21 protein-coding genes are annotated in these 23,411 nt (G+C 51.1%); all 21 read right to left on the bottom strand.

The window, feature by feature from the left end; genetic code table 11:
- Positions 1 to 217 precede the first annotated feature (217 nt).
- Positions 218 to 649, bottom strand: a complete 432-nt coding sequence (locus DSM465_RS0101945; protein WP_008878501.1) for a RicAFT regulatory complex protein RicA family protein — start codon at positions 647 to 649, stop codon at positions 218 to 220.
- 1 nt (position 650) lies between these two features.
- Positions 651 to 2,222 carry a tRNA (N6-isopentenyl adenosine(37)-C2)-methylthiotransferase MiaB gene (miaB, locus tag DSM465_RS0101940; RefSeq protein ID WP_008878502.1) on the bottom strand — a complete coding sequence of 524 codons (1,572 nt, stop codon included), beginning with the start codon at positions 2,220 to 2,222 and terminating at the stop codon, positions 651 to 653.
- A gap of 234 nt (positions 2,223 to 2,456) precedes the next feature.
- Entirely contained in the window at positions 2,457 to 3,323 is an 867-nt protein-coding gene (locus DSM465_RS0101935; protein ID WP_008878503.1) for a 2-oxoacid:ferredoxin oxidoreductase subunit beta, read from the bottom strand.
- Entirely contained in the window at positions 3,290 to 5,062 is a 1,773-nt protein-coding gene (locus DSM465_RS0101930; RefSeq protein ID WP_008878504.1) for a 2-oxoacid:acceptor oxidoreductase subunit alpha, read from the bottom strand. The genes DSM465_RS0101935 and DSM465_RS0101930 overlap by 34 nt, the downstream gene beginning before the upstream one ends.
- Before the next feature lie 171 nt (positions 5,063 to 5,233).
- A complete protein-coding gene (locus DSM465_RS0101925; protein ID WP_029760497.1) occupies positions 5,234 to 6,157 on the bottom strand; it encodes a dipeptidase in 924 nt (307 codons plus the stop codon).
- 93 nt (positions 6,158 to 6,250) lie between these two features.
- Positions 6,251 to 6,511, bottom strand: a complete 261-nt coding sequence (spoVS, locus tag DSM465_RS0101920) for a stage V sporulation protein SpoVS (RefSeq protein WP_008878506.1) — start codon at positions 6,509 to 6,511, stop codon at positions 6,251 to 6,253.
- A 130-nt stretch (positions 6,512 to 6,641) separates the two neighbouring features.
- Positions 6,642 to 7,436 carry a TIGR00282 family metallophosphoesterase gene (locus tag DSM465_RS0101915; protein WP_029760496.1) on the bottom strand — a complete coding sequence of 265 codons (795 nt, stop codon included), beginning with the start codon at positions 7,434 to 7,436 and terminating at the stop codon, positions 6,642 to 6,644.
- Positions 7,437 to 7,545: 109 nt separating this feature from the next.
- Positions 7,546 to 9,102 carry a ribonuclease Y gene (rny, locus tag DSM465_RS0101910; RefSeq protein ID WP_008878508.1) on the bottom strand — a complete coding sequence of 519 codons (1,557 nt, stop codon included), beginning with the start codon at positions 9,100 to 9,102 and terminating at the stop codon, positions 7,546 to 7,548.
- Between the two features lie 516 nt (positions 9,103 to 9,618).
- On the bottom strand, positions 9,619 to 10,659 hold the full coding sequence (recA, locus tag DSM465_RS0101905) for a recombinase RecA (protein WP_008878509.1): 1,041 nt from the start codon (positions 10,657 to 10,659) through the stop codon (positions 9,619 to 9,621).
- A 180-nt stretch (positions 10,660 to 10,839) separates the two neighbouring features.
- Positions 10,840 to 12,084, bottom strand: a complete 1,245-nt coding sequence (locus DSM465_RS0101900) for a competence/damage-inducible protein A (RefSeq protein ID WP_029760494.1) — start codon at positions 12,082 to 12,084, stop codon at positions 10,840 to 10,842.
- Between the two features lie 24 nt (positions 12,085 to 12,108).
- A complete protein-coding gene (pgsA, locus tag DSM465_RS0101895; RefSeq protein WP_008878511.1) occupies positions 12,109 to 12,687 on the bottom strand; it encodes a CDP-diacylglycerol--glycerol-3-phosphate 3-phosphatidyltransferase in 579 nt (192 codons plus the stop codon).
- 80 nt (positions 12,688 to 12,767) lie between these two features.
- A complete protein-coding gene (locus DSM465_RS0101890; protein WP_029760493.1) occupies positions 12,768 to 13,667 on the bottom strand; it encodes a helix-turn-helix domain-containing protein in 900 nt (299 codons plus the stop codon).
- 24 nt (positions 13,668 to 13,691) lie between these two features.
- Positions 13,692 to 14,483, bottom strand: a complete 792-nt coding sequence (locus tag DSM465_RS0101885; protein WP_008878513.1) for a DUF3388 domain-containing protein — start codon at positions 14,481 to 14,483, stop codon at positions 13,692 to 13,694.
- Positions 14,484 to 14,611: 128 nt separating this feature from the next.
- Positions 14,612 to 14,860, bottom strand: a complete 249-nt coding sequence (locus DSM465_RS0101880; RefSeq protein WP_008878514.1) for a DUF3243 domain-containing protein — start codon at positions 14,858 to 14,860, stop codon at positions 14,612 to 14,614.
- 63 nt (positions 14,861 to 14,923) lie between these two features.
- Positions 14,924 to 15,640 carry an elongation factor P 5-aminopentanone reductase gene (ymfI, locus tag DSM465_RS0101875; protein WP_029760492.1) on the bottom strand — a complete coding sequence of 239 codons (717 nt, stop codon included), beginning with the start codon at positions 15,638 to 15,640 and terminating at the stop codon, positions 14,924 to 14,926.
- A 57-nt stretch (positions 15,641 to 15,697) separates the two neighbouring features.
- The gene (yfmH, locus tag DSM465_RS0101870) at positions 15,698 to 16,987 is read right to left on the bottom strand and encodes an EF-P 5-aminopentanol modification-associated protein YfmH (RefSeq protein WP_008878516.1); all 1,290 of its coding nucleotides are present in this window, start codon (positions 16,985 to 16,987) and stop codon (positions 15,698 to 15,700) included.
- Positions 16,968 to 18,266 (bottom strand): EF-P 5-aminopentanol modification-associated protein YfmF, encoded by a 1,299-nt coding sequence (gene yfmF, locus DSM465_RS0101865; protein ID WP_008878517.1) that lies wholly within the window; start codon positions 18,264 to 18,266, stop codon positions 16,968 to 16,970. The genes yfmH and yfmF overlap by 20 nt, the downstream gene beginning before the upstream one ends.
- 164 nt (positions 18,267 to 18,430) lie before the next feature.
- On the bottom strand, positions 18,431 to 19,390 hold the full coding sequence (locus tag DSM465_RS0101860) for an ABC transporter permease (RefSeq protein WP_008878519.1): 960 nt from the start codon (positions 19,388 to 19,390) through the stop codon (positions 18,431 to 18,433).
- Positions 19,391 to 20,437 (bottom strand): ABC transporter permease, encoded by a 1,047-nt coding sequence (locus DSM465_RS0101855; protein WP_008878520.1) that lies wholly within the window; start codon positions 20,435 to 20,437, stop codon positions 19,391 to 19,393.
- On the bottom strand, positions 20,434 to 21,963 hold the full coding sequence (locus DSM465_RS0101850; protein ID WP_008878521.1) for an ABC transporter ATP-binding protein: 1,530 nt from the start codon (positions 21,961 to 21,963) through the stop codon (positions 20,434 to 20,436). Before DSM465_RS0101850 ends, DSM465_RS0101855 begins: the two co-directional genes overlap by 4 nt.
- Positions 21,964 to 22,272: 309 nt before the next feature.
- Positions 22,273 to 23,367 (bottom strand): BMP family lipoprotein, encoded by a 1,095-nt coding sequence (locus DSM465_RS0101845; RefSeq protein ID WP_008878522.1) that lies wholly within the window; start codon positions 23,365 to 23,367, stop codon positions 22,273 to 22,275.
- Between the last annotated feature and the right edge of the window lie 44 nt (positions 23,368 to 23,411).

The raw sequence follows: 23,411 nt of genomic DNA, 5'->3' as shown, positions 1-23,411 counted from the left end.
TTTCACCGCCAAACATTCGCACTGATCGGACGAGGTTCAGACCACCTGCCAATCAAAAAAGAAAAAGAGCCCGTCGTCTAGTGCGCCGCTGTACGGCGCTTTCTTAAAAAAGCTCCGCTCCTCCTCTCAATGCAGCCCCGTTGCTTATGACAAATGAAAAAAGCGCCCGAAAGGACGCTTTTTTGTTCGTTCATGACAAACAGACGCCATAAACGCGTTAATGGCAACCACCCTGCTTGCCGTAGCGAAGCGCCGCACCCGTTTCTCCGCGCAGCACATCGCCGCCAGTCGACGCAAGAATTTCATCGGTCACTGTATTGGAAATCGTCGAAGCGACAAGCTGAAGCAAATCGTTCACATCGGCCTGCGACTGCTGGAATTCACTGACGATCGGAATTTGCTCCAACTGCTCGTAAATGGCGTCAATTTTCTCCTCGACCCGCTTTAGCGCTTCATGTTTGCCGTAATGTTGGAAGTTGACTGCTTGTTTTTGCAGCGATTTTAACTCATTAATTAACGTGCGTACTTTTTCGTTTTGATGGATTTTTTCTTCGGCTCGCTTGAAAAAGTCAACTTCCTCTGTTTCGGCAATCATTTTCGCCAACTGCTTTGCCTGCGTCAAAATCTCATCCCGCGTATATTTTGCCATCTTAGTTCACCTCGATCGCTTCATTCGCTAACTCGCCTGTCAATGTCCACGTTTTCGCCTGCGTAATGCGCACATTGACCAATTGACCAATGAGCGATTTCGGGCCGACGAAATGGACAAGCTTGTTTTTACGCGTATACCCTGCTAACACATCCGGGTTCGTTTTGCTTTCGCCTTCAACGAGCACCTCGACGACTTGGCCCTCGTATTGTTTCATTTTCTTCGCTGCAATCTCTTGAACGAGGGCGTTCAAGCGCTGAAGCCGTTCTTTTTTCACTTCCATCGGCACGTTATCATTCATTTTCGCCGCTGGGGTGCCTTCACGTGGCGAGTAAATGAACGTATACGCCGAATCAAACTCGACTTCACGGTAAAGCGACAACGTTTCTTCAAACTGCTCATCCGTTTCGTTCGGGAAGCCGACGATAATGTCGGTCGTCAAAGCGACATCCGGAATGGCCGCTTTAATTTTGCGGACGAGTTCCAAATACTCTTCACGTGTATATTTCCGACCCATCATTTTCAAAATTTCCGTGCTGCCCGATTGCACCGGCAAATGAATATGTTCGACTAAATTGCCTCGTTTGGCAAGCACTTCGATGAGTCGGTCGTCAAAGTCACGCGGATGGCTTGTCGTAAAGCGGATGCGCGCGATATCAATTTTGCGCAGCTCATCCATCAAATCGCCAAGACCGTATTGAATATCGTTGAAATCTTTCCCGTAGGCGTTGACGTTTTGCCCAAGAAGCGTAATTTCCTTATAGCCTTGGGCGGCGAGCTGGCGCACTTCTTGAATGATGTCTTCCGGACGACGGCTCCGCTCTTTGCCGCGCGTGTACGGAACGATGCAGTACGTACAAAACTTATCGCAGCCATACATAATGTTGACCCATGCTTTAATGTTGCCTTTGCGCACTTTCGGCAAGTTTTCGACGACATCGCCCTCTTTCGACCATACTTCGACAACCATCTCTTTCGACATGTACGCCTCATGCAAAATGTACGGGAGGCGATGGATGTTGTGCGTGCCGAAAATCAAGTCAACATACTGGTATTGTTTTAAAATTTTATTGACAACCGCTTCTTCTTGCGACATACAGCCGCACACGCCAAGTAGTAAATCAGGGTTCGTCGTTTTCAACGGCTTTAAGTAGCCGAGTTCGCCAAACACTTTGTTTTCCGCGTTTTCGCGGATCGCACACGTGTTAAGCAAAATGACATTTGCATCTTCCGGACGGTCGGTCGGTTCATAACCGAGCGCCATGAAAATGCCGGCCATCACTTCCGTATCATGCTCGTTCATTTGACAGCCGTACGTGCGGATGTAAAACTTCCGCCCACGCCCCATGCCGCGGAATTCATCCGGAATCGTAAAGTCTTTCACATATTGTACTTCTTCCTTGCCACGTTTTTTCGCCTCTTTTAAGTTCGGCGGAAGAAAGACGCTCGTGAAATACTTCTCATAGTCTTTCGTCGTTTTTGCTTTGAGCCGCTCCAAGTCGGATTTTCTGTCCGCTGGATGGCTAGCTGTTTGAATTTGACCTGTTTGTTCTAAACGTTGCTTTTCGTTCATAACAATCTCCTTTCTTTCTTGGTCCAACTTTCGATTACATACAGTTAGGTAGCTGTTGTTTTCGTTGCCGTCAACCTTTTTCCGGCAAAATTCTTCCATCACACACACTATCATAGTATATCGCGGGTGACAATGAAACACAATGGTTTTTGTTCCGGATGTCCGGAACATGTTATGATAGCAAAAAAACACCCGATGAGGCAAGTCCACATCGGGTGTGAATCATTTCCATTTTTACATAAACTCCGCTACTAACTCGGCGAATTTTTCTTTGCTTAGTTTCAAATCAGCTTCCGAAAGCGGCGTTGCGCTATAGCCCGGAACAAGCTCTTGGTACGACTTTTGTTCTTTATTTTGATAGATGAGCCCGGTAACAAGACCGTTATATTTCATCACCGTTTGCATCGCCATCTCCCGATTAGACGGATCGTACCCTTCGATGTCGCTCACTTTCACTAAATGCTCTTTAAACCATTCGTACGTGTTCACTTTATTGTATGTGACGCACGGGCTAAAGACGTTGATGAGCGAAAAGCCTTTATGTTTGACTCCTTCTTCAATCAAGCTGGTTAGCTCTTTTAAGTCGCTCGAGAAGCTTTGTGCGACAAACGTCGCCCCCGCGCTCAAGGCAATTTCAAGCGGCGACAGCGCCGGTTCAATCGATCCTTGCGGCGTGCTTTTTGTTTTAAATCCGGCGGCGCTGCGCGGCGATGTTTGCCCTTTCGTCAGCCCGTAAATTTGGTTGTCCATGACGATGTACGTAATGTCAATGTTGCGGCGAATGGCGTGAACCGTGTGCCCCATGCCGATTGCAAATCCGTCACCGTCACCACCGGCGGCAATAACCGTCAAGTCACGATTCGCCATTTTCACTCCCTGGGCAAGCGGCAAAGCGCGGCCGTGCGTGCCGTGAAACCCGTAGGCATGAATATAGCCGGAAATCCGACCTGAGCAGCCGATTCCGGAAATGACAGCCAGCTGGTGCGGCTCCAACCCAAGGTTGGCTGCTGCGCGCTGGATGGCGGCTTGAACAGAAAAATCGCCGCAGCCCGGACACCAGTTTGGCTTCACATCATTGCGGAAATCTTTAAAGGTGGCCATTGTGCTAACAACTCCTTACATTTGTTGTAAACATCGCCTGGTAAGAATGGATTGCCGTCAAATTTCAAGACGCTTGCCATTTTATCGGCATGACCGACGTTCATTTTCAACAGGCTCGCCAATTGCCCGGTCGCATTTTGCTCGATAACAACAACCCGTTTCGCTTTTTCGACAAGCGGCCGCATCTCGTCAACCGGGAACGGGTGCAACAGACGGATGTGCGCGTGGTTAACTTTGACACCGTCTTGCTCGAGGCGCTCAATCGCTTCCTCAATCGCTCCACGTGTTGATAAAAAGCCGACGAGAAGCAAATCTGGCTCTTCGTGACGGATGTACTTATGCACCGGCGTCGGGAAATGGACGTGCTCGAGTTTGCGCATCCGCTTCTCCATTTGCGCCTGGCGGTTTGCCGCTGTTTCGGACGGGCGGCCGGTTTCTGCATGCTCAACCCCAGTGACGTGATGGATGCCGTGTTTCGTCCCCGGAAGCACCCGCGGCGAAATGCCATCTGGTGTCAGCTCATACCGTTTAAAGTTTTCCTTGCCGGCAAGCGGCGGTAACTCCCCGGTCACGAGCTTGCCGCGGCGAATGTCGATCCGATCATAGTCAAGCGGTTCGACCGTCTGTTTGCCGAGCGACAGCTGCAAATCCGACAAGAAAATGACCGGACATTGATATTCCTCGGCTAAGTTTAACGCCTCCGCCATGTCGTAAAACGCTTCCTCAACTGTGCTCGGTGCCATAACGATTTTTGGAATTTCCCCGTGCGTACCGTAAATCATGGCAAGCAAGTCTGATTGTTCTTGCTTCGTCGGCAAGCCGGTACTCGGACCGCCCCGCTGCGTATCGACGACAACGAGCGGTGTTTCCGTCATTCCAGCTAAGCCGATCGCTTCAGCCATGAGCGATAGCCCCGGCCCGGCAGAGGCTGTAAACGCCCGTGCACCGGCATAGTTGGCGCCAATCGCCATCGTGCAAGCAGCGATTTCGTCTTCCGTTTGAATGACTGCTCCCCCGAACTCAGGCAGTTTCTTAATTAAATATTCCATGATCTCGGAAGCCGGAGTAATCGGATACGCGGCCATAAAGCGCGCCCCACCAGCAAGAGCTCCCAAGGCGATGGCATCGTTGCCGATCATAAACATCCGCTGTTTGCCATCGGCTTTTGCGAGCTTCATAGGCTCGGCGCGACCGTCAAGCTGCTTTTTCATATACTGCGCCCCAGCACGGATGGCCTCCATGTTTTTCTCAACGACTTGCGTCCCTTTGCGGGCGAACGTGTCCGCGACAACGCTTTCGAAAACGCTGGCATCTAAGCCGAGCACCGCACTCGTCGCGCCGATGGCAACCATGTTTTTCATCAGCGAGTTGCCAAGTTCCGTCGCAATCTCAGTGAACGGAACGACGTAAAGCGACACCCCTTCTTGTTCGGGAATTACTGGATTGAATTTGGCGTCTGCAATGACGATGCCGCCGCGGTGCAGCTCGTGAAAGTTGAAATCGATCGTCTCTTGGTCGAATGCCACCAAAATGTCTAAATCATCTGCGACCGCCCGCACCGGTTTCGTGCTGACGCGGATTTTATTGTTCGTATGCCCCCCCTTAATGCGGGAAGAAAAATGGCGGTACCCATATAAATAGTACCCGAGGCGGTTCAGCGCCGCGGAGAAAATTTCCCCTGTACTTTCAATCCCTTCCCCTTGCTGGCCGCCTACTTTCCATGACAGCTGTTCGATCATGTTTTACACCCCTTTATGTTCACTACAGCCTCTCGCTATTATTGTATCATTTTTCTGACAAAGCGACTACACTTTTGGGCGCCTTCCACGCGACAATTGTATTTTGTCAACATAGTCGACATTCCGCCTTTTATTTTAAGCTTAATAGAGGTATATATTCAATGATATTTATCACTCGGGCAAATGCTCGTAAAAATTACGAAACAAAAAACGCTCCACTTGCTCAGCGGAGTAATGCTTGTACAACTCATTGACAAGTCGAGGGTATTCCTTCACCGCTTCAAGGCCGGACACCGTCTCCTCAATGCCATCAAAATCGGAGCCAAACCCGACGTTGTTTGCTCCCCCAAGCGCGCATACGTAATCAAGGTGACGGAGAACATCAGCGACCGTCGCTCTCCGTTTGTCGTTTGTCAAAAAATCCGGTACAAAATTAATGCCGATCATCCCATCTTTTTCGATCAGCGCCTTGATTTGCTCGTCTGTCAAGTTGCGTGGGTGCGGACAGAGGCGATAGACGTTGGAATGGGAAGCGATCGGGAAACAGGCCGTCTCCATCACATCCCAAAACGCTTTTTCCGATAAATGGGATACATCGACCCACCGTTTCGTTTCATTGAGCAGCTCGACAACTTGTCGGCCGAACGCAGTCAACCCGGCCCCGCGCTTCTCCCACGCCCCGTCAGCGACAGCGTTTGGAAAATTCCATGTCAAACCAACGGAAGCAACGCCGAGGCGAAGGAGCGTCTTCAACTTGACAAGGTTGGCGCCAATCGCATCGCATCCTTCGAGCGTCAACATCGCTCCGATCTCCCCTTCTTTGAGGGTGGCGATGTCTTGTTTCGTCCGCACAACCTTCACAGACGGAAACAGATCCACAATGCGGGTGAAAAACATATCCACCATCTCGAGCGCCACCGTGAACCGAGCTTCTTCCGGCACTGTTTCTGGTACGTAGATGGCAAAACATTGCACTTTCACCCCGGCTTCTGCCATTCCCGAAAGCGTGACATGAAGCGATGGCTCGTCCTGAAACGATAATGAACGGTCTTGCCATAGTTTCATCAGCGCGTCACAATGGGCATCAAAAATCATTCATTTTCCCCCTTAAAAAAGCAAAAATAACCTGCCTGCCTTCGAAGCTGAAGGCGCCAACAGGTTATATTTTACCATTTACCAGTCATCCAGTTAACGAGGCTCGACGATTAATTTAATAGCTGTCCGTTCTTCTCCATCAATCATAATATCCGTAAATGCCGGAATACAAATTAAGTCCATACCGCTTGGTGCCACAAACCCTCGTGCGATCGCTACTGCCTTAACGGCTTGGTTCAATGCACCTGCGCCGATCGCCTGAATTTCCGCTGCGCCGCGCTCGCGCAACACCCCGGCAAGTGCACCAGCTACAGAGTTCGGATTCGATTTTGCTGAAACTTTTAATATCTCCATCTCTAGCTCCTCCCTCGTTTCCTTGGAAAATGGATTTCGATAAAAAGTCTTCACTGTAACTATATTCACTGCTTTGACAACTATTCCTGCACGGGAGGAGTATGTTTTTAAAAATTTATAAAAAAATAAACTATTCAAAATAAGGGTGGTCATCGTTAATGATTAAGCGCTCAATGCGAAGCGCCCGTCCACTTTTGGCATCAACATCGACAAGCACAGCGTTTAACTGGCTTCTTCCTTCCTTGATGTCGAAACGAACCGGCAGGCCGGTTAAAAACTTACGCAATACCGCCTCTCGGTCGACCCCTAAAATGCCGTCATACGGACCTGTCATACCGACATCGGTAATATACGCCGTTCCTTTCGGCAAAATCCGGTTATCAGCCGTCTGGACGTGCGTATGCGTGCCAATGACCGCAGATACACGGCCGTCCAAATACCAGCCCATCGCCTGTTTTTCGCTCGTCGCCTCAGCATGAAAATCGACAATGATGACCGACGTTCGCTCGGAAGCAGCGGCAATCAATTCATCTGCCTTTTGGAACGGGCAGTCAATCGCTGGCAAAAACGCTCGCCCTTGCAAGTTGATCACCGCTACCTCGCCATGCTCGGTCGGCACGTAGACGATGCCTTTTCCCGGTGTGCCGGGCGGATAGTTCGCCGGGCGGATCAATGCTTTCGCCTGATCGATAAATTCAAAAATATCCCGCTTATCCCAAGCATGATTGCCGAGGGTAACGGCGTGGACCCCTTGCGCAAGCAATGAACGATAAATCTCCTCAGTGATTCCTTTCCCTCTGGCGGCGTTCTCCCCGTTAATGATGACGATATCCGGCCGGTGCTTCTCCTTTAATTTTGGTAAATAGTGCTCGACCATTTTTTGCCCCGGCGAACCGACGACATCGCCGATAAATAAAATTCTCATCATCAATCCCTTTCTAAATCAAAAGTATCGCCACTGTAAAGATCATCAGGCGATCGGTATACTCTCTTATTTTACGGACAAAAAAATAAAGTGGCAATAGGCTGCCACTTTATTTCGCATATTCGACCGCCCGCGTTTCGCGGATGACTGTCACTTTAATATGACCCGGATAATCGAGCTCTTCTTCGATTCGCTTGCGGATATCGCGCGCCAACCGATGCGCTTCCAAATCGTCGATCATATCTGGTTTGACCATGATGCGCACTTCGCGGCCAGCTTGGATGGCGTACGATTTTTCCACCCCTTCGTACGATTCCGCAATTTCTTCGAGCTTCTCTAAGCGGCGGATATAGTTTTCCAGCGTTTCGCTGCGCGCCCCCGGCCGTGCCGCCGACAGGGCGTCCGCTGCCGCAACGAGCACGGCGATGACTGATGTCGGCTCGGTATCGCCATGGTGGGAGGCGATGCTGTTGATGACAACGGGATGTTCTTTATACTTCGTCGCCAACTCAACGCCGATTTCCACATGGCTTCCTTCCACTTCATGGTCGATCGCCTTGCCGATGTCATGAAGCAAGCCGGCCCGACGCGCCAACATTTCGTCTTCCCCGAGCTCGGCCGCCATCAGCCCGGCTAAAAACGCCACTTCCACCGAATGTTTTAGGACGTTTTGCCCGTAGCTCGTCCGGAACTTAAGCCGCCCTAAAATTTTAATCAAATCCGGATGCAAGCCGTGGACGCCGACTTCAAACGTCGTCTGTTCACCGACTTCGCGGATGTGTTCATCCACTTCGCGGCGCGCCTTTTCGACCATTTCTTCAATGCGCGCTGGATGGATTCGGCCGTCCTGCACGAGCTTATCTAGCGCAATGCGCGCTGTTTCGCGACGAATCGGGTCAAATCCGGATAAAATGACCGCCTCCGGTGTATCGTCAATAATTAAATCAATGCCGGTGAGCGTCTCGAGCGTACGGATGTTCCGCCCTTCGCGTCCGATGATCCGCCCTTTCATTTCATCGTTTGGCAAGTTCACGACAGAGACGGTCGTTTCGGCGACATGATCGGCGGCGCAGCGCTGGATGGCGAGTGACAAAATCGCCTTCGCTCGCTTGTCTGCCTCCTCTTTCGCCCGCGTTTCCGCTTCTTTGACCATCATCGCAATCTCATGCGACAGTTCCTTTTCGACGCGCTCTAAAATGAGATGGCGCGCATCGTCGCGCGTTAATCCGGAAATGCGTTCGAGTTCGGTTTGTTGCTGTTTGATGAGCGTTTCCACTTTGCTTTCCATTTGTTCAATATGCTGTTGTCTTTCATTTAACGCTTCTTCTTTCGCTTCGAGCAGCGCCTCGCGTTTATTGAGCGCCTCATCTTTGCGGTCGAGGTTTTCCTCCTTTTGCATCAAGCGGTTTTCTTGTTTTTGGAGTTCGCTTCTCCGGTCGCGGATATCGTGTTCCGCTTCCGTACGCAATTTATGAATCTCGTCTTTCGCTTCGAGAAGCGCCTCTTTTTTCAAGGCGTCCGCCGCGCGTTTCGCCTCTTCAATCAGCTGCTCGGCAGCTGCTTTCGCCCCACCGATTTTTGCTTCGGCAATCGATTTGCGAACAAAAAAGCCAACAACGGCACCAATGACTAAGGCAAGCAAAGCGGAGATGATGATCGAACCCATCGTTTCACCTCCTCTTGCTGTTCAATTTACTTTCGCTCTTTCTTCGCGCCACTGTTGCCCCCAATCGTCCGGCGCAAGTGGACATTCCCGTTTTCAAAACGTTAGCTCGGTCGTTTTGTTTGGCGTTTCCCGTGCGGCTTTCACCGCACGAAGGCGGTTCGCCTTTTCAAGCAGGCTAGCCCTGCTATATATTTGGACAAATATACATGTTCATTGTAAAGGTGGCAACATGAATTGTCAAGATATTACACAAGCGTGCCTCAGCCACTGCTCCAGCCGCTACGGTGCACCCTGTCCTCAGTGAAAAAGGCACGTTGACGGTTCCGTCGGGCGAACGGATGGACGGCCGGTGAACAACAGCTGGTTCCGTTCACTCAACTGTTCTTGATGGCAACGAAGGGCAAGATTCATAGGTTTCTCAACTTAAGAAATGGTCTTCTTGGCCACGCTTGTTATGACATTACCCGTCTCCTAGGAAAAAGGCGTCCTAGCAGTAGCTAGGACGCCTTCGTGCCATTACTCCTCAAGCAGCCCGAACTCGTCTTGCAGCGGTTCGCCCGCCTCGCCGGCATCGATGCCGTAATGTTTGCGGATGGCGCGGGCGATCTCTTCAGCAATATGCGGGTTTTCTTTCAGAAACTGCTTCGCATTCTCACGCCCTTGACCGAGCCGTTCATCTTTGTAGGAATACCATGAACCGCTTTTTTGCACAATGTCAAGCTCGGCCGCCATATCGATGATTTCCCCTTCGCGGGAAATGCCTTCGCCGTACATAATGTCGACGTCGGCCGTTTTAAACGGCGGAGCAACTTTGTTTTTGACAACTTTGATTTTCGTTTTGTTGCCAACCATGTCATTGCCTTGTTTAATTTGTTCAGCGCGGCGCACCTCTAAACGGACGGAAGCGTAAAACTTAAGAGCCCGTCCACCCGGCGTCGTTTCTGGATTGCCGAACATGACTCCGACTTTTTCACGGATCTGGTTGATGAAGATGGCGATCGTTTTCGATTTGTTAATGGCGCCAGACAGCTTACGGAGCGCCTGCGACATGAGGCGGGCTTGCAAGCCGACGTGGGCGTCACCCATCTCCCCTTCAATTTCTGCTTTCGGTACGAGCGCCGCCACCGAGTCGATGACAATAATATCGACCGCACCGCTTCGTACGAGCGCTTCGGCAATTTCGAGCGCCTGCTCGCCCGTATCGGGTTGGGAAAGCAACAATTCATCGATGTTGACCCCTAATTTTTGTGCATAAATCGGATCAAGCGCATGCTCGGCATCGATGAAAGCTGCTTGTCCTCCTTGTTTTTGCACTTCAGCGATCGCGTGAAGGGCAACAGTTGTCTTCCCGGATGATTCCGGACCATAAATTTCGATGATTCTCCCGCGCGGATAACCGCCGACACCTAATGCGATGTCGAGCGCCAGCGAACCGCTCGGAACGGTCGAGATTTGCCGCTCCGCCTGTTCGCCGAGCTTCATAATGGCCCCTTTGCCAAACTGTCGTTCAATTTGTTTTAACGCCTGCTCTAATGCAGCTTGACGATCTTGGTTCACTAACCTACTCCTCCTTAATTCTCGAGCTACTTATACTATACCGCGTTTTGCGACCATTGCCAAGCAAAAAGTCGAACATTTATTCGTTTTTTCAATGGGGAAACTAGCAACAATCACCATACTGATGCAGTGGAAGAGAGCAATGTGCGGTGGAATATGTTTAAGGAAGGAAGCGGCCGGTCAATCGCTGGCCGCAAGCATCTGGAGCAAAAAGAAACAACCGTATTTGGCGGTGCGGACACGAATGTTATCGCGCGTGCCGGATAAAGTGAGGCGGTGGACAGTTGTGTCGCGCCCGCGGACAGCGACGCCAACATAAACGGTGCCGGGTGGATGGTCTTCAAGCGGATCAGGACCAGCAACGCCGGTAAAGCTGATGCCAACATCAGCGCTGCACATCGTCCGGACGTTTTCGGCAAGCAAGCGAGCGCACGATTCGCTGACCGCCCCGTCCGTCTCTAACAGCGCCCGCGGCACGCCAAGCATCCTTTCTTTCACGTCGTTTGTGTAGCAGACGACGCCGCCTTGCACCACTGCCGATGCGCCCGGGATGGCTGTCAGCTGTTCGAGAAACAGCCCGCCGGTCAGGCTCTCAGCCGCAGCGATCGTCCACCCTCTTTCTTTTAACCGTTCGATCGTTTTCGTAAACAGCGTTTCGTTGTTATATCCGTAACAATAGCGGCCGACGCGCGCCAAAATGGCCGCTTCCGTTTCATCAAGCAGCCGCTTCGCCTCCGCCTGATCCCGATGTTTTGCCGTCAGACGAAGCGTCACTTCGCCGTCGCCAGCCAGCGGGGCGATCGTCGGATTGGACTGGGCGTCAATCAAATCAGCAACCGCTGTCTCAAGCGCCGATTCGCCGATGCCAAAAAAACGAAGCACGCGCGATTCGATTCGCTCCGCAAGCGAAAACGCCCCACGCAAAAAGGCGGTTCCGTATTTTGTAAACATCGGACGCATTTCTTTCGGCGGCCCAGGCAGCAGCATATATGTAATGCCATTGACCGAAAGCGCCATCCCTGGCGCCATGCCGTGCTCGTTTTTCAGCACTGTCGATCCTTCCAAGATGAGCGCCTGCTTTTTGTTGTTTTCTGTCATTGGCCGGTTCGTGCGGACAAAATATGCTTCAATCGCCCGTAGTGCTTCCTCATCAGTGACAAGCCGGCGGCCGAGCAGACGGGCGATCGTCTCTTTCGTCAAATCGTCCTTTGTCGGTCCAAGTCCACCGGTAAAAATGATCAAGTCAGCCCTCGTCTGGGCAACATTGACGGCTTGTTCGAGACGGGCTGCATTGTCGCCGACGACTGTATGGAAATAAACGTTAATCCCAAGTTCAGCGAGCTGCTGCGACAAAAACTGGGCGTTCGTATTGGCAATTTGTCCGAGCAACAGCTCGGAGCCAACAGCAATGATTTCCGCATTCAACGGACGTTCCCCCTTTCCCGCCGGCTATTTCGAATGGGCAAAAGCATGTTTATTTTTCGCAAAGTAGTCCCAGCCAGACCAAATGGTGAACACCACTGCCACCCAAAGCGCCAAATCGGCGAACGGGAACGGGATGAGCGAAAACGGAAAATTATGTAGCAACAAGGCAGCAATCGCCACAATTTGTGTCCACGTCTTAATTTTTCCAAGCATATTGGCCGCGACAACTTCCCCTTCGCCAGCGAGCACCAACCGCAGCCCGGTAACGGCAAACTCGCGACTGATGATGACGATCACCATCCAAGCCGGAGCCAAACCAAGCTCGACGAGCACGATAAGTGCTGCCGATACAAGCAGTTTATCGGCGAGCGGATCTAAAAACTTCCCTAAATTTGTCACCAATCCGTATTTACGGGCGTAATAGCCGTCAATCCAGTCTGTCGTTGAAGCGATGATGAAAATGAGCGCGCCGACAAGATGAGCGATCGGGAGCTCCGTCCTACCGATTTGGACGCTCCCCCATCCAAACGGAACAAGCATTACGATCAAGAAAAATGGGATGAGCATAATGCGCGCTACCGTAATTTTATTCGGCAAGTTCACAACAAATTACCTCCGCTAATTCAACATCTATCCGGACAAAGAAGCGGCTTCCTTTCTGAAAAAAAAGCCGCTTTTTACCATTATTTTTTCAAGATGAAACGCAGCTTTTGGTACACTTCGTCTTGCGGGGCAAACGGATAGGCAAACGGCTGGCCATTTACTTTCACATCGACATCGAGCGTGCGCCCGATTTTCACCCACACTTCGCTTTCTGCTGACAAGTCAAACGTTTTCGTTTGCCCTTTCGTTAAGTTGCCACGGTAAAATGAATGGCCTTTCGTGTTGTACACTTCGACCCATGACGCCCCTTTAGACGACAATTCAACAGTAAAAGAACTAGCATTTTCCACCTCAATGGTCGCTGTATTGCCTTGCTTTGTTGTCACGTTCAACGCAGCGGTTGGGGTAGTCGGCTTCTCATCATCGGTAACCGATTGTTCGTTTTCACCCTTTGCGTTTTCATCCTTTGCCTTCTCATCCGATTCCTTTGCTGACTGCTTTTCTTTCGCCTGCTCAAGCGGCGAGTTTTTCGAGCTTTCGACTTCCGCCGTCTCCGGGCTTGTTCGTGTCGACGGCTCGCCCGCCGTGTTGTGTTGGAGCAACACCCAAACGAGAACAGCCACCCCGATGACAAATGCCGCAGCAATCAGCTTCGGCAACCAGTCGAGCCATTTCGTCCCTTCGGCGGAAAGCTGCTGGCGCGTTTTCACACGCGACAGTGGCTGCGGAATATCCTCTTGATAAGACTGCGGAATATCTTGTTTATATTGTTCAAACAGCTCGTCCGGGTCAAGACCGACCGCCTCAGCGTATTGCCTGATGAAGGCACGTACGTAAAAGTTACCCGGCATAATCGCATAATTTCCTTCCTCAATGCCGATCAAATACCGCTTCTGGATTTTCGTCATCTCTTGCAGCTCGTCCAAGCTAATTTGTTTTTCCTCTCGCGCTTCCCGCAGACGTTTTCCCAATTCCGTCAACACCCAACACCTTCCATTTTTTTATTAAAAACCAAATTCAGAAAAACCGTCACCGCCCAACAAGGACGGGCGCTCGATCGCTTCGTAGGAAATATCTTCGCCCGGCTCATGGCGTAACTCGATAATATAATCAAAATCATCGAGCGTATATTCCGTATGGCGAACAAAAATATCCGGATGTTCCACGACTTTCGTCGACTCAAGGCGCATCAGTTCACGAATGAGTTGCCAGTGCTGCTCATTTGCTCGGCGTGTCGAGACGATCCCATCAATGATAAAAATGTTATCTTCGCTATATTCGTCTTCCATCAACTGGGTGCGGATGGTCTGCTTAATCAATGTCGATGATACAAACAGCCACCGCTTATTGGCGCAAACGCTGGCAGCAACGATCGACTCCGTCTTACCGACGCGCGGCATTCCACGAATGCCGACAAGCTTGTGCCCTTTTTCTTTAAAAATTTCTGCCATAAAATCGACAAGCAGCCCGAGTTCGTCGCGGACAAAACGAAACGTTTTTTTATCGTCGGCATCGCGCCGGATGTAGCGGCCATGGCGGACGGCTAGACGGTCAAGCAGCTTCGGCTGGCGCAACTTCGTTACCGTAATGTTGTCCATCGTCCGCAAAATCGTCGCCAGCCGCTCAATTTGCTCATTGTTGTCGCAAAGAAGCAGCATGCCGCGGCGCGAATCCCGAACGCCGTTGATTGTCACGATATTGATTGACAACATCCCAAGCAGCGATGCGACGTCGCCTAACAACCCTGGGCGGTTGACATGAATTTCATACTCCAAATACCATTCCTGCTTGCCCATCCCGTCTCCTCCCTTATCGTTGTCCGCACGAACGCCTTATGCTAAATTCATACTACTATAATCATGAGCGGAAAAGCAACCGAAAAGGGGAGAAGAAAAAAGAGAGGGATTCCCCTCTCTATCGATTGTTATTTTTGTTGGACAAGCTTTACCATCATGTTGGCAAGGACGTGCTGTTCTTTTTCATCAGCCACTTTCCAAAGATCGGACAGCACCCGCTCTTCCGGGTTTTTCGGATCGACGTTTTTCGCTAAATAGTCCCCGATTTGATAGGCGACGTCCGAGATCACTTGCTCGCTCAATCCTTGTTGTTGCGCTTGTTCGAGCCGATCAGCCAAAAAGTGTTTCCATTGTTCAAAGTTATCCAATACCGACATGTGCATTCCCTCCTTGATGAACGTTTCAAGGATAGTTTGCCTGCCCGCGCAGAAAATATACGTTTAGCAATGCCAACCGCCGTTGACAGAAATGACTTGGCCAGTAATGTACGAAGCGGCGTCCGATAAAAGAAACGCCACTGTTTTTGCTACTTCTTCAGGAGTGCCGAGCCGGCCGACTGGGATTTCGTCAGCCAGCGCTTCGAGCTCCTCGGCGCTGAATGCTCGCAACATATCGGTAGCAATCGCTCCAGGCGCGACAGCGTTGACGCGGATGCCGCTCGGGGCGAGCTCTTTGGCGAGCGCTTTGGCAAATGCATTTTGCCCGCCTTTTACCATCGAATAAACCACTTCACACGATGCGCCGCAAAGCCCCCAAATCGATGAAATCAACACAATATGGCCACGTTTTTTCGAAATCATCGGTGGAAGCAGTTTTTTCACGAGCTGCGCCGGACTTGTCACATGAAGGCGCACCATCCGCTCGATCAATTCATCGTTCATATCGGTCAACAATCCGTAATAGCTCGCCCCGCTGTTATAAATGATGGCGTCTACCGGGCGGTCGATTTGCGAAAGGAGCGCCTCGACTCCACCGGGCGCGGACAAGTCGGCTTCGAGCGGGACGATGTGTGTATCAGGAAGCTCTTCTTGTAACGCTTCGACCGGTGCCCGCCGCCGATAGTAATGAAGCAGCAGCCCGTAGCCGGCTTTAGCAAGCTCGCGGGCAATGCTTTGCCCGATGCCGCCTGAAGCGCCGGTGATTAACGCGTAGTTCATCAAACATTCTCCCCTTCCTTTTGCCGTAAAAAAGCATCCTTCTCATGAAGGATGCCATCATTGCCCTTTTGGCACAACTTCACAAACAGCGATTTGCGAGTCGCGGAAACACGAGTCGGCGACAGCGGCAATATCATCAAGCGTAAGCGACGAGAGCGCCGGCAAAATATCAAACAAGCTAGCGCCATAAAAAGCATAGCGTGTAAACTGGTTGGCGATGTATTCCGGCGAGTTGAGCGCGCGCAAAAAGGCACCCATTTTTTTCTTTTTCACTCGTTCGATCTCGTCTTTTTGTACCGCGTCAGCTGAAAACGACTGCAGCACCTTCTGCACCTCTGCCGCCAGCCGCTCCGCATCTCTCGTGTCGCCGCCGACAAGGGCAAAGCCAAATTCGCGCTCTTCCGTATAGTCGTACATAAACGTATCGTCAATCAATCCTTCGCGATACAACCGTTCGTAATGCGGCGAGCTTTTGCCGAACAAGTAGTCAAGCAGCACGTGAAACGCGAGCTCATGGCGGAGTTTCTGTTCGCCGATATTCGGCACGGACGGCGCTTTAATACCGACAAAACATTTATTCGTCTGCACATGCATCGGAATGACTTTTTTCTTTTCCGCCACACCGCTTGGCTCTTCGTACGTGAACCGTTTCACCTCAGGCGCTTGCGGGAATGACTTTTTCGCCTGATTGTCTCGGATTTGCTGCATAATTTGTTGCTCATCGACCGGACCGACAACAAACAACAGCATGTTGCTCGGGTGATAAAATGTTTCGTAACATTCATACAGCAACTCTTTTGTAATCTCAGCAATCGATTCGATTGTGCCGGCGATGTCGATTTTGACCGGATGGTGATGGTACATGCTTTCGATGGCACCGAAGTAAACGCGCCAGTCCGGGTTGTCATCGTACATGCGGATTTCCTGGCCGATGATGCCTTTTTCTTTTTCGACGGTCTTGTCGGAAAAATACGGCGTTTGTACAAAATCCATTAACGTCTCCAAGTTTTTCTCCACGTTGTCGGTGCTTGAGAACAAGTAGGCAGTACGGGTGAACGTCGTAAAAGCGTTCGCCGAAGCGCCTTGTTTGCTAAACTGCTGAAACACGTCGCCGTCCTCTTTTTCAAACAGCTTATGCTCCAAAAAATGAGCGATGCCGTCCGGGACGCGTTTCATTTCCGTTTTTCCGAGCGGGACGAACTGGTTGTCGACAGAACCGTAGTTCGTCGTAAACGTCGCATACGTTTTGTGAAACCCTTTTTTCGGTAAAATGTAGACATCAAGACCGTTGTCCATTTTTTCATAAAACAACGTTTCTTGCAGCGTTTCATACACCCGCTTTTCCATTTTCCGTCGCCCCCTCCATTCCGGTCAAAAAGTACACCGTATCGAGCGCCACCTTTTCGGCGACGCGCACGACATCCTCGCGCGTCACACCATCCGTGCCGGCAAGCCATTCGTTTAACGGGCGTTTCCGCGTTGAGACGACGTTATGGTACAGCACCTCGACAAGCCCGCGCGGCGTATCAAGCGTCTCAAGCAGCTGATTGCGGATGACCGCTTTCGTTTGTTCCATTTCTTCATCCGTAAAATCGCCGTTTTTCATCGCCTGCATTTGTTCATCAATAATGCGGCGCGCCTTTTCATAATTGGCCGGCTCAATACCGGACATGACCAGCAAAAGCCCCTTATGGCTTTCAAGTCGGGATGCAGCATAGTAGGCGAGGCTCGCCTTCTCGCGAACGTTGATAAACAGCTTTGAATGAGAAAAGCCGCCGAAAATGCCGTTAAACAGCTGCAAGGCGTAATAATCGTCATCTTCGTACGTCACATTCGTCCGGTAGCCGATGTTTAATTTTCCTTGCTTCACGTCTTGCCGCTCGATGACTTCGTTTATTTCTCCTCGCGCTTTTGCCGAAGCGAGCGGCGCACGCGACGGCTGCGGACGGTCCGGCAAAGAGAAGCGACGCTTGACAGCAGCGAGCACTGCTTCTTCGTCTACGTCGCCGATGACATACAAATCAAGCTCATCTTCAGCCAACGACTGCTCGTAATAGCGATACAGCCGTTCCGCTGTGATGGCGTCAATGTCCTCGAGCTCGCCGTTTGGTGAGAGGGCGTACGGCTCACCTTTGCACATTTCTTGCACGAGGCGCATGTTTGCATAGCGCATTTTATCATCATATACCGCTTGAATACGCTGGCTTAGCGCCTGTTTTTCCCGAGCGACGATATCCTCAACAAACCGGCCGCCTTCAAGCGCTGGGCGGAACAAGAGATCGGCGAGCAATTGAAGCGCTTTCTCCAGGAGCGGCGTTTGCTCTGGCAAAAACCGTTCATTCGCAACATCAATGCGGATCGTCATGATATGGTCTTCGCCTTTTTTTGTTAAATCGACGTTCAACGTCGCTCCGTACAGCTCATCTAGGTAGGTGCGCAACGCCTTGACGCTCGGATAATCGGCCGTGCCGCTTTGCAAAACGTACGGAAGCAGCGCACGCAGCGTTACCGTTTCTTTGGCAAGCGGCGCTTTCATTTTCCAAACAAGTGTATTCGTTTTATACTTATTAGTCGAAATCGTATGGACACGAACCGGCCCAACCGTTGTTATTTTTTCATCGACCAATCAAACTCCTCCTTTTCCTTCGTAAAGTGGGCGATATCTTTATTGTGAGATGTCTTATCAACAATATACCTGTTGCCTAGCGGAAAATGCAAATAAATCCACCTTCCCTATCTGATGAAGCAATAAAAAACGGCTGCCCGTTTTTGTTCGGACAGCCCGTTTTCTTACCGTTTTCCTTTCACATATGGCGTGCCGGCTGCTTTCGGCGCTTCCGCACGGCCGATAAAGCCAGCAAGCGCTAAAATCGTGAGCACATAAGGGGCAATGAGCAAGTAGACAGTCGGTACGTTTTTCAAAAATGGAATGGTTTGTCCAACGATGCTTAAACTTTGCGCCAGTCCGAAAAACAGCGCCGCCCCCATCGCGCCGATCGGATGCCATTTGCCAAAAATCATTGCCGCGAGCGCCATAAATCCATGCCCGGAAATCGTTGCATGGCTGAAGTCGCGGGAAATGATTGTCGCATACACTGCACCGCCTAAGCCGCCGAGCGCCCCGCTGATCATGACAGCGATATAACGCATTTGAGCGACGTGAATCCCCATCGTATCAGCTGCCATCGGATGCTCACCAACGGCGCGCAACCGGAGGCCGAATGGGGTTTTATAAATGATATACCAAGAAACAAACGCCAAAATAATTGCTATATACGAAGTCACATACGCATTAGAAAACAACAGCGGGCCAATGACCGGAATATCACTTAATACCGGCACATCAATTTTGTCAAATCCGACTTGAATTTGATCAGTTTGCCCTTTGCCGTACATCTTCTTCACTAAAAACAGCGACAAGCCGAGGGCTAAAAAGTTGATTGCCACCCCGCTGACGACTTGGTCGGCGCGGAACGTTACCGAGGCGACTGCATGGAGCAAAGAAAACAGCGCGCCAACTACGATGGCTGCCACTAAGGCGAGCCACGGCGTCAGCGAACCAAACTGGTCGGCAAACGTTAGATTAAAGACAATACCGGTAAATGCACCGATGACCATTAACCCTTCAAGACCGATGTTGACAACGCCGGATCGTTCGCTAAACACGCCACCAAGCGCGGTGAAAATAAGGGGAGCAGCAAAGAAAATGGCTGTTGGGATAATCGTTTGCAATACATCATATACGTTCACTTACTCCGCCCCCTTTTGCCCACGAGATAACAGCCAACGAATCATATAGCTGGATGCGACAAAGAAAATAATGAGTGCGATAATAATATCGACAAGTTCCGTTGGTACGCCGGCGCCCGATGGCATCTCAAGCGCCCCGACTTTCAAGGCGCCAAATAGCAACGCAGAAAGCAAAATGCCAAACGCGTTGTTGCCGCCAATTAAGGCAACAGCGATGCCGTCAAATCCAAGTCCGGTAAACCCGGCTTTCGTCGAAATGTTGCCGAACGTGCCGAGCCCTTCCATCGCCCCGGCCACACCGGCAAAGGCACCGGAAATGACCATGGCTAAAATAATATTGGCGCGCACGTTCATGCCGGCATACTGTGAGGCATGTTGGTTGAATCCAACCGCCCGCAACTCAAATCCTTTCGTCGTCCGCTCAAGCAAAAACCACATGACAAATGCGGCAGCAATGGCGATCAAAATGCCATAGTGCATCGTCGAGTGGTACGTCATGGCCTCCAAAAACTCCGATTGGAGAGAGGCGCTTTGTTTGATCGGCTCCGATTTAAATCCCTCATCCGACAGCACAGAACGGATGATGGCATTCGTCACGTGTAAAGCGATATAGTTCATCATAATCGTAATAATGACTTCATGCACTTTTACGTACGCCTTTAATACCCCCGGGATCAATCCCCACAGTGCCCCGGCTGCAGCGGCGGCCAAAATGGCAAGCGGCAAGTGGATGATCTTCGGCAAGTCGAAAGACACCCCAACCCAAACGGCGGCAAGCCAGCCGACGATGAGTTGCCCTTCGACCCCGATGTTAAATAAACCGGTGCGAAAGGCGAAGGCTACCGCTAGCCCTGTTAAAATGTAGGGAGTCGTCTGGCGGATCGTTTCCCCGATGTAATACGCATCGCCGAACGCTCCGTAAATCAGAGAGCTGAAGCCCGCGACCGGATTATAGCCGCTTACGAGCATGACGATCGAGCCGGCGATCATGCCGAGCAAAACGGCCAACAATGGAATCAAAAATTGCTGATGACGATTCGACCTCATGACGACACACCTGCTTCCTTCCGTTTACTTCCAGCCATCAGCAGCCCGAGTTCTTGTTCCGTTGTTTCTTTCGGATCAACGATGGCGATAATTTTCCCTTCATAAATAACGGCGATCCGGTCGCTGACGTTCATCACCTCATCGAGTTCGAACGACACGAGCAACACCGCTTTTCCTTGGTCGCGCTGCTCGATGAGCCGCTTATGGATAAACTCAATCGCCCCGACATCCAGCCCCCTCGTCGGCTGAGCGGCGATCAATAAGTCTGGATTGCGGTCGACTTCGCGGCCGATGATCGCTTTTTGCTGGTTCCCGCCGGATAGCGCTCGCGCTTTCGTGTACTCGTCTGGCGTGCGCACGTCAAACTCGCGGATGAGCTGGCGCGCTTTGTCATAAATCGCTTTAAAGTTCAACATGCCCCGTTTCGAGTAAGGCGGTTTATAGTATGTTTGCAGCACCATGTTTTCGCCGATCGGAAAATCAAGCACAAGCCCGTGCTTATGCCGGTCCTGCGGAATATGGCCGACGCCAGCTTCGACGATTTTGCGCGGCGGCAAGTTCGTTATCTCCTGGCCGTTCAGCTTAATCGTCCCTGACTCCGCCTTAACCAAGCCGGTTAACGCTTCAATCAGCTCGGTTTGCCCGTTGCCGTCAACTCCGGCGATGCCCACAACCTCACCGGCGCGCACCGTCAAGTTCAGGCCGTTGACAGCCGTGACACCGCGGGCGTCTTTGACGACTAAGTTTTCAATTTCGAGCACTGGTTTCCCCGGTTCGGCTGGCCGTTTTTCAGTCGTAAACTGCACCTCGCGGCCGACCATGAGCGCCGCCAGCTCGTTCGGATTCGTTTCAGCGACGTTAAGCGTTGCGATTCCTTTGCCGCGGCGGATAACGGTAACACGGTCGCACACTTCCATAATTTCTTTGAGCTTGTGCGTAATTAAAATGATCGATTTTCCTTCGCGGACGAGCGTACGCATAATTTCAATGAGCTCTCGGATTTCCTGCGGCGTCAAGACGGCGGTCGGCTCGTCAAAAATTAAAATGTCCGCACCGCGATAAAGCGTCTTTAAAATTTCGACGCGCTGCTGCATGCCGACGGAAATATCGGCGATTTTCGCTGTCGGGTCAACTGCTAGTCCATACCGCTCGGACAGTTCGCGCACTTCCTGTTCAGCCCGCTTCATGTCGATCGTTCCCGCCCGTGCCGGTTCGCTGCCTAAAATGATGTTTTCCGTCACTGTAAACGTATCGACGAGCATAAAGTGCTGATGCACCATTCCGATGCCGAGGTCGTTGGCGACATTCGGGTCGGTGATGCGCACTGGCTTCCCTTTGACGCGGATTTCGCCGCCATCTGGCTGATAGAGGCCAAACAGCACGTTCATCAGCGTCGACTTGCCGGCACCGTTTTCACCAAGGAGGGCGTGAATTTCCCCTTTTTTCACCTGCAGCGTAATGTTGTCGTTGGCGACGAAGGTGCCGAACACTTTGCGAATGTTAAGCATTTCAATTACGTATTCCAAGCAATTCACTCCCCACTTTGGCAAGGTCAAAATCACAAAATGAGAGGCGGCAACACTATAGATGCAGCGGCTGCCCGACGCAAGCTAAAGGCTTGTCTACGCTGCGTCGCGGCATGACGGAAGAGCGAACAGCCCATCTCATAGACTTATCCATTGGTCTCAAACGGCGCTGTTCGGTCTCCCAACAGTTGGTCCAATCATTCCGTAAAAACGGCGAATGGTAAAGCACCAAATGGCATCTATATAGGCCGCCCTTCATTTCATGATTTTGAAAAAGGCTAGCGGCGCGCACTAGCCTTTTTCATTTCATTATTTCAACGTTGCAGCAAATTGTTCGTACTCTTTTCGGTTCGTCGGCACTTTCACTTCACCGTTAGCGATTTTTTCTTTCCATTCATCAACCGCTTTTAGCACATCATCCGGAATGTTGTCTTGCGTCGGGGCAATACCGACTCCGTTTTCCGGCAAGCCGTACTCAATCGCTTGACCGCCTGGGAAGTCGCCGGCTTGCGCCCGTTTGGCAACGTCATAAACAGCTACATCGACCCGTTTAACCATTGATGTGAGCGTCACATTGTATGTTTTGTCGCCGATCTTAACCTCGCCTTCCGGAGCTTGGTCTTTATCGACGCCGATGACCCAAATTTCACGGTTCGGATCTTTTTTCTTTAAGTCTTTTGCTTCCGAGAAAACGCCGTTTCCAGTTCCTCCGGCTGCATGGTAAATAATATCAATACCGGAAGCGTACATGCTTGAGGCGATCGCCTTCCCTTTATCCGCTTGGTCAAACGCTCCAGCATATTGCACTTCGACAGTCGCTTTCGGATTGACCGCTTTGACGCCGGCCCGGAATCCGCTTTCGAATTTCTCAATCAACGGAATTTCCATCCCGCCGACAAAGCCGACTTTATTTGTTTTCGTCATCAATCCGGCGACAACACCGACAAGGAACGAGCCTTCGTGCTCTTTAAACGTAATGCTTGCGACATTCGGTGCATCAACGACCGTATCAACAATGGCAAAATGCTTTTTCGGATTTTGCTCGGCCACTTCTTTCATCGCATCGCCCATCAAATAACCGATACCGTAAATCAAGTCAAAGTCGTTGCGCACGAGCTTGTTTAAGTTTGTCGGATAATCGGCATCGCTCGTGGATTGCAAATAGTCATAACCGCCGCGCCCTTTCTCAAGGCCGTTATCTTTACCGAACTTTTGCAATCCTTCCCAAGCCGACTGGTTGAACGATCTGTCGTCAACGCCACCTACGTCCGTGACCATGGCAACGCTGAACGTATCTTCTTTCTTGCCTCCCGCATTGTCTCCTCCTTGGCCGCCACAGGCAGAAAGCAGCGTACCGGCAGCGAACAGAACGGAGAGCGCCCATCCGAATCGCTTTTTCACCATCCATTACCCCCTATTAAAAATTTGTTCCTAAATTAGTATGAAAC

The sequence above is a fragment of the Geobacillus thermodenitrificans subsp. thermodenitrificans DSM 465 genome, assembly GCF_000496575.1.
GTDB classification, from domain to species: Bacteria; Bacillota; Bacilli; order Bacillales; family Anoxybacillaceae; genus Geobacillus; species Geobacillus thermodenitrificans.
The sequence above is the reverse complement of the archived record's forward strand: the minus strand, read 5'-3'. Positions and strand labels throughout refer to the sequence as shown.

Excerpts from the sequence above, each read along its gene's own strand:
- DSM465_RS0101945 (WP_008878501.1), bottom strand. The coding sequence starts at position 649 with ATGGCAAAATATACGCGGGATGAGATTTTGACGCAGGCAAAGCAGTTG.
- miaB (WP_008878502.1), bottom strand. The coding sequence starts at position 2,222 with ATGAACGAAAAGCAACGTTTAGAACAAACAGGTCAAATTCAAACAGCT.
- DSM465_RS0101935 (WP_008878503.1), bottom strand. The coding sequence starts at position 3,323 with ATGGCCACCTTTAAAGATTTCCGCAATGATGTGAAGCCAAACTGGTGT.
- DSM465_RS0101930 (WP_008878504.1), bottom strand. The coding sequence starts at position 5,062 with ATGATCGAACAGCTGTCATGGAAAGTAGGCGGCCAGCAAGGGGAAGGG.
- DSM465_RS0101925 (WP_029760497.1), bottom strand. The coding sequence starts at position 6,157 with ATGATTTTTGATGCCCATTGTGACGCGCTGATGAAACTATGGCAAGAC.
- spoVS (WP_008878506.1), bottom strand. The coding sequence starts at position 6,511 with ATGGAGATATTAAAAGTTTCAGCAAAATCGAATCCGAACTCTGTAGCT.
- DSM465_RS0101915 (WP_029760496.1), bottom strand. The coding sequence starts at position 7,436 with ATGAGAATTTTATTTATCGGCGATGTCGTCGGTTCGCCGGGGCAAAAA.
- rny (WP_008878508.1), bottom strand. The coding sequence starts at position 9,102 with ATGGGTTCGATCATCATCTCCGCTTTGCTTGCCTTAGTCATTGGTGCC.
- DSM465_RS0101885 (WP_008878513.1), bottom strand. The coding sequence starts at position 14,483 with ATGGGCAAGCAGGAATGGTATTTGGAGTATGAAATTCATGTCAACCGC.
- DSM465_RS0101880 (WP_008878514.1), bottom strand. The coding sequence starts at position 14,860 with ATGTCGGTATTGGATAACTTTGAACAATGGAAACACTTTTTGGCTGAT.
- ymfI (WP_029760492.1), bottom strand. The coding sequence starts at position 15,640 with ATGAACTACGCGTTAATCACCGGCGCTTCAGGCGGCATCGGGCAAAGC.
- yfmH (WP_008878516.1), bottom strand. The coding sequence starts at position 16,987 with ATGGAAAAGCGGGTGTATGAAACGCTGCAAGAAACGTTGTTTTATGAA.
- DSM465_RS0101855 (WP_008878520.1), bottom strand. The coding sequence starts at position 20,437 with ATGAGGTCGAATCGTCATCAGCAATTTTTGATTCCATTGTTGGCCGTT.
- DSM465_RS0101845 (WP_008878522.1), bottom strand. The coding sequence starts at position 23,367 with ATGGTGAAAAAGCGATTCGGATGGGCGCTCTCCGTTCTGTTCGCTGCC.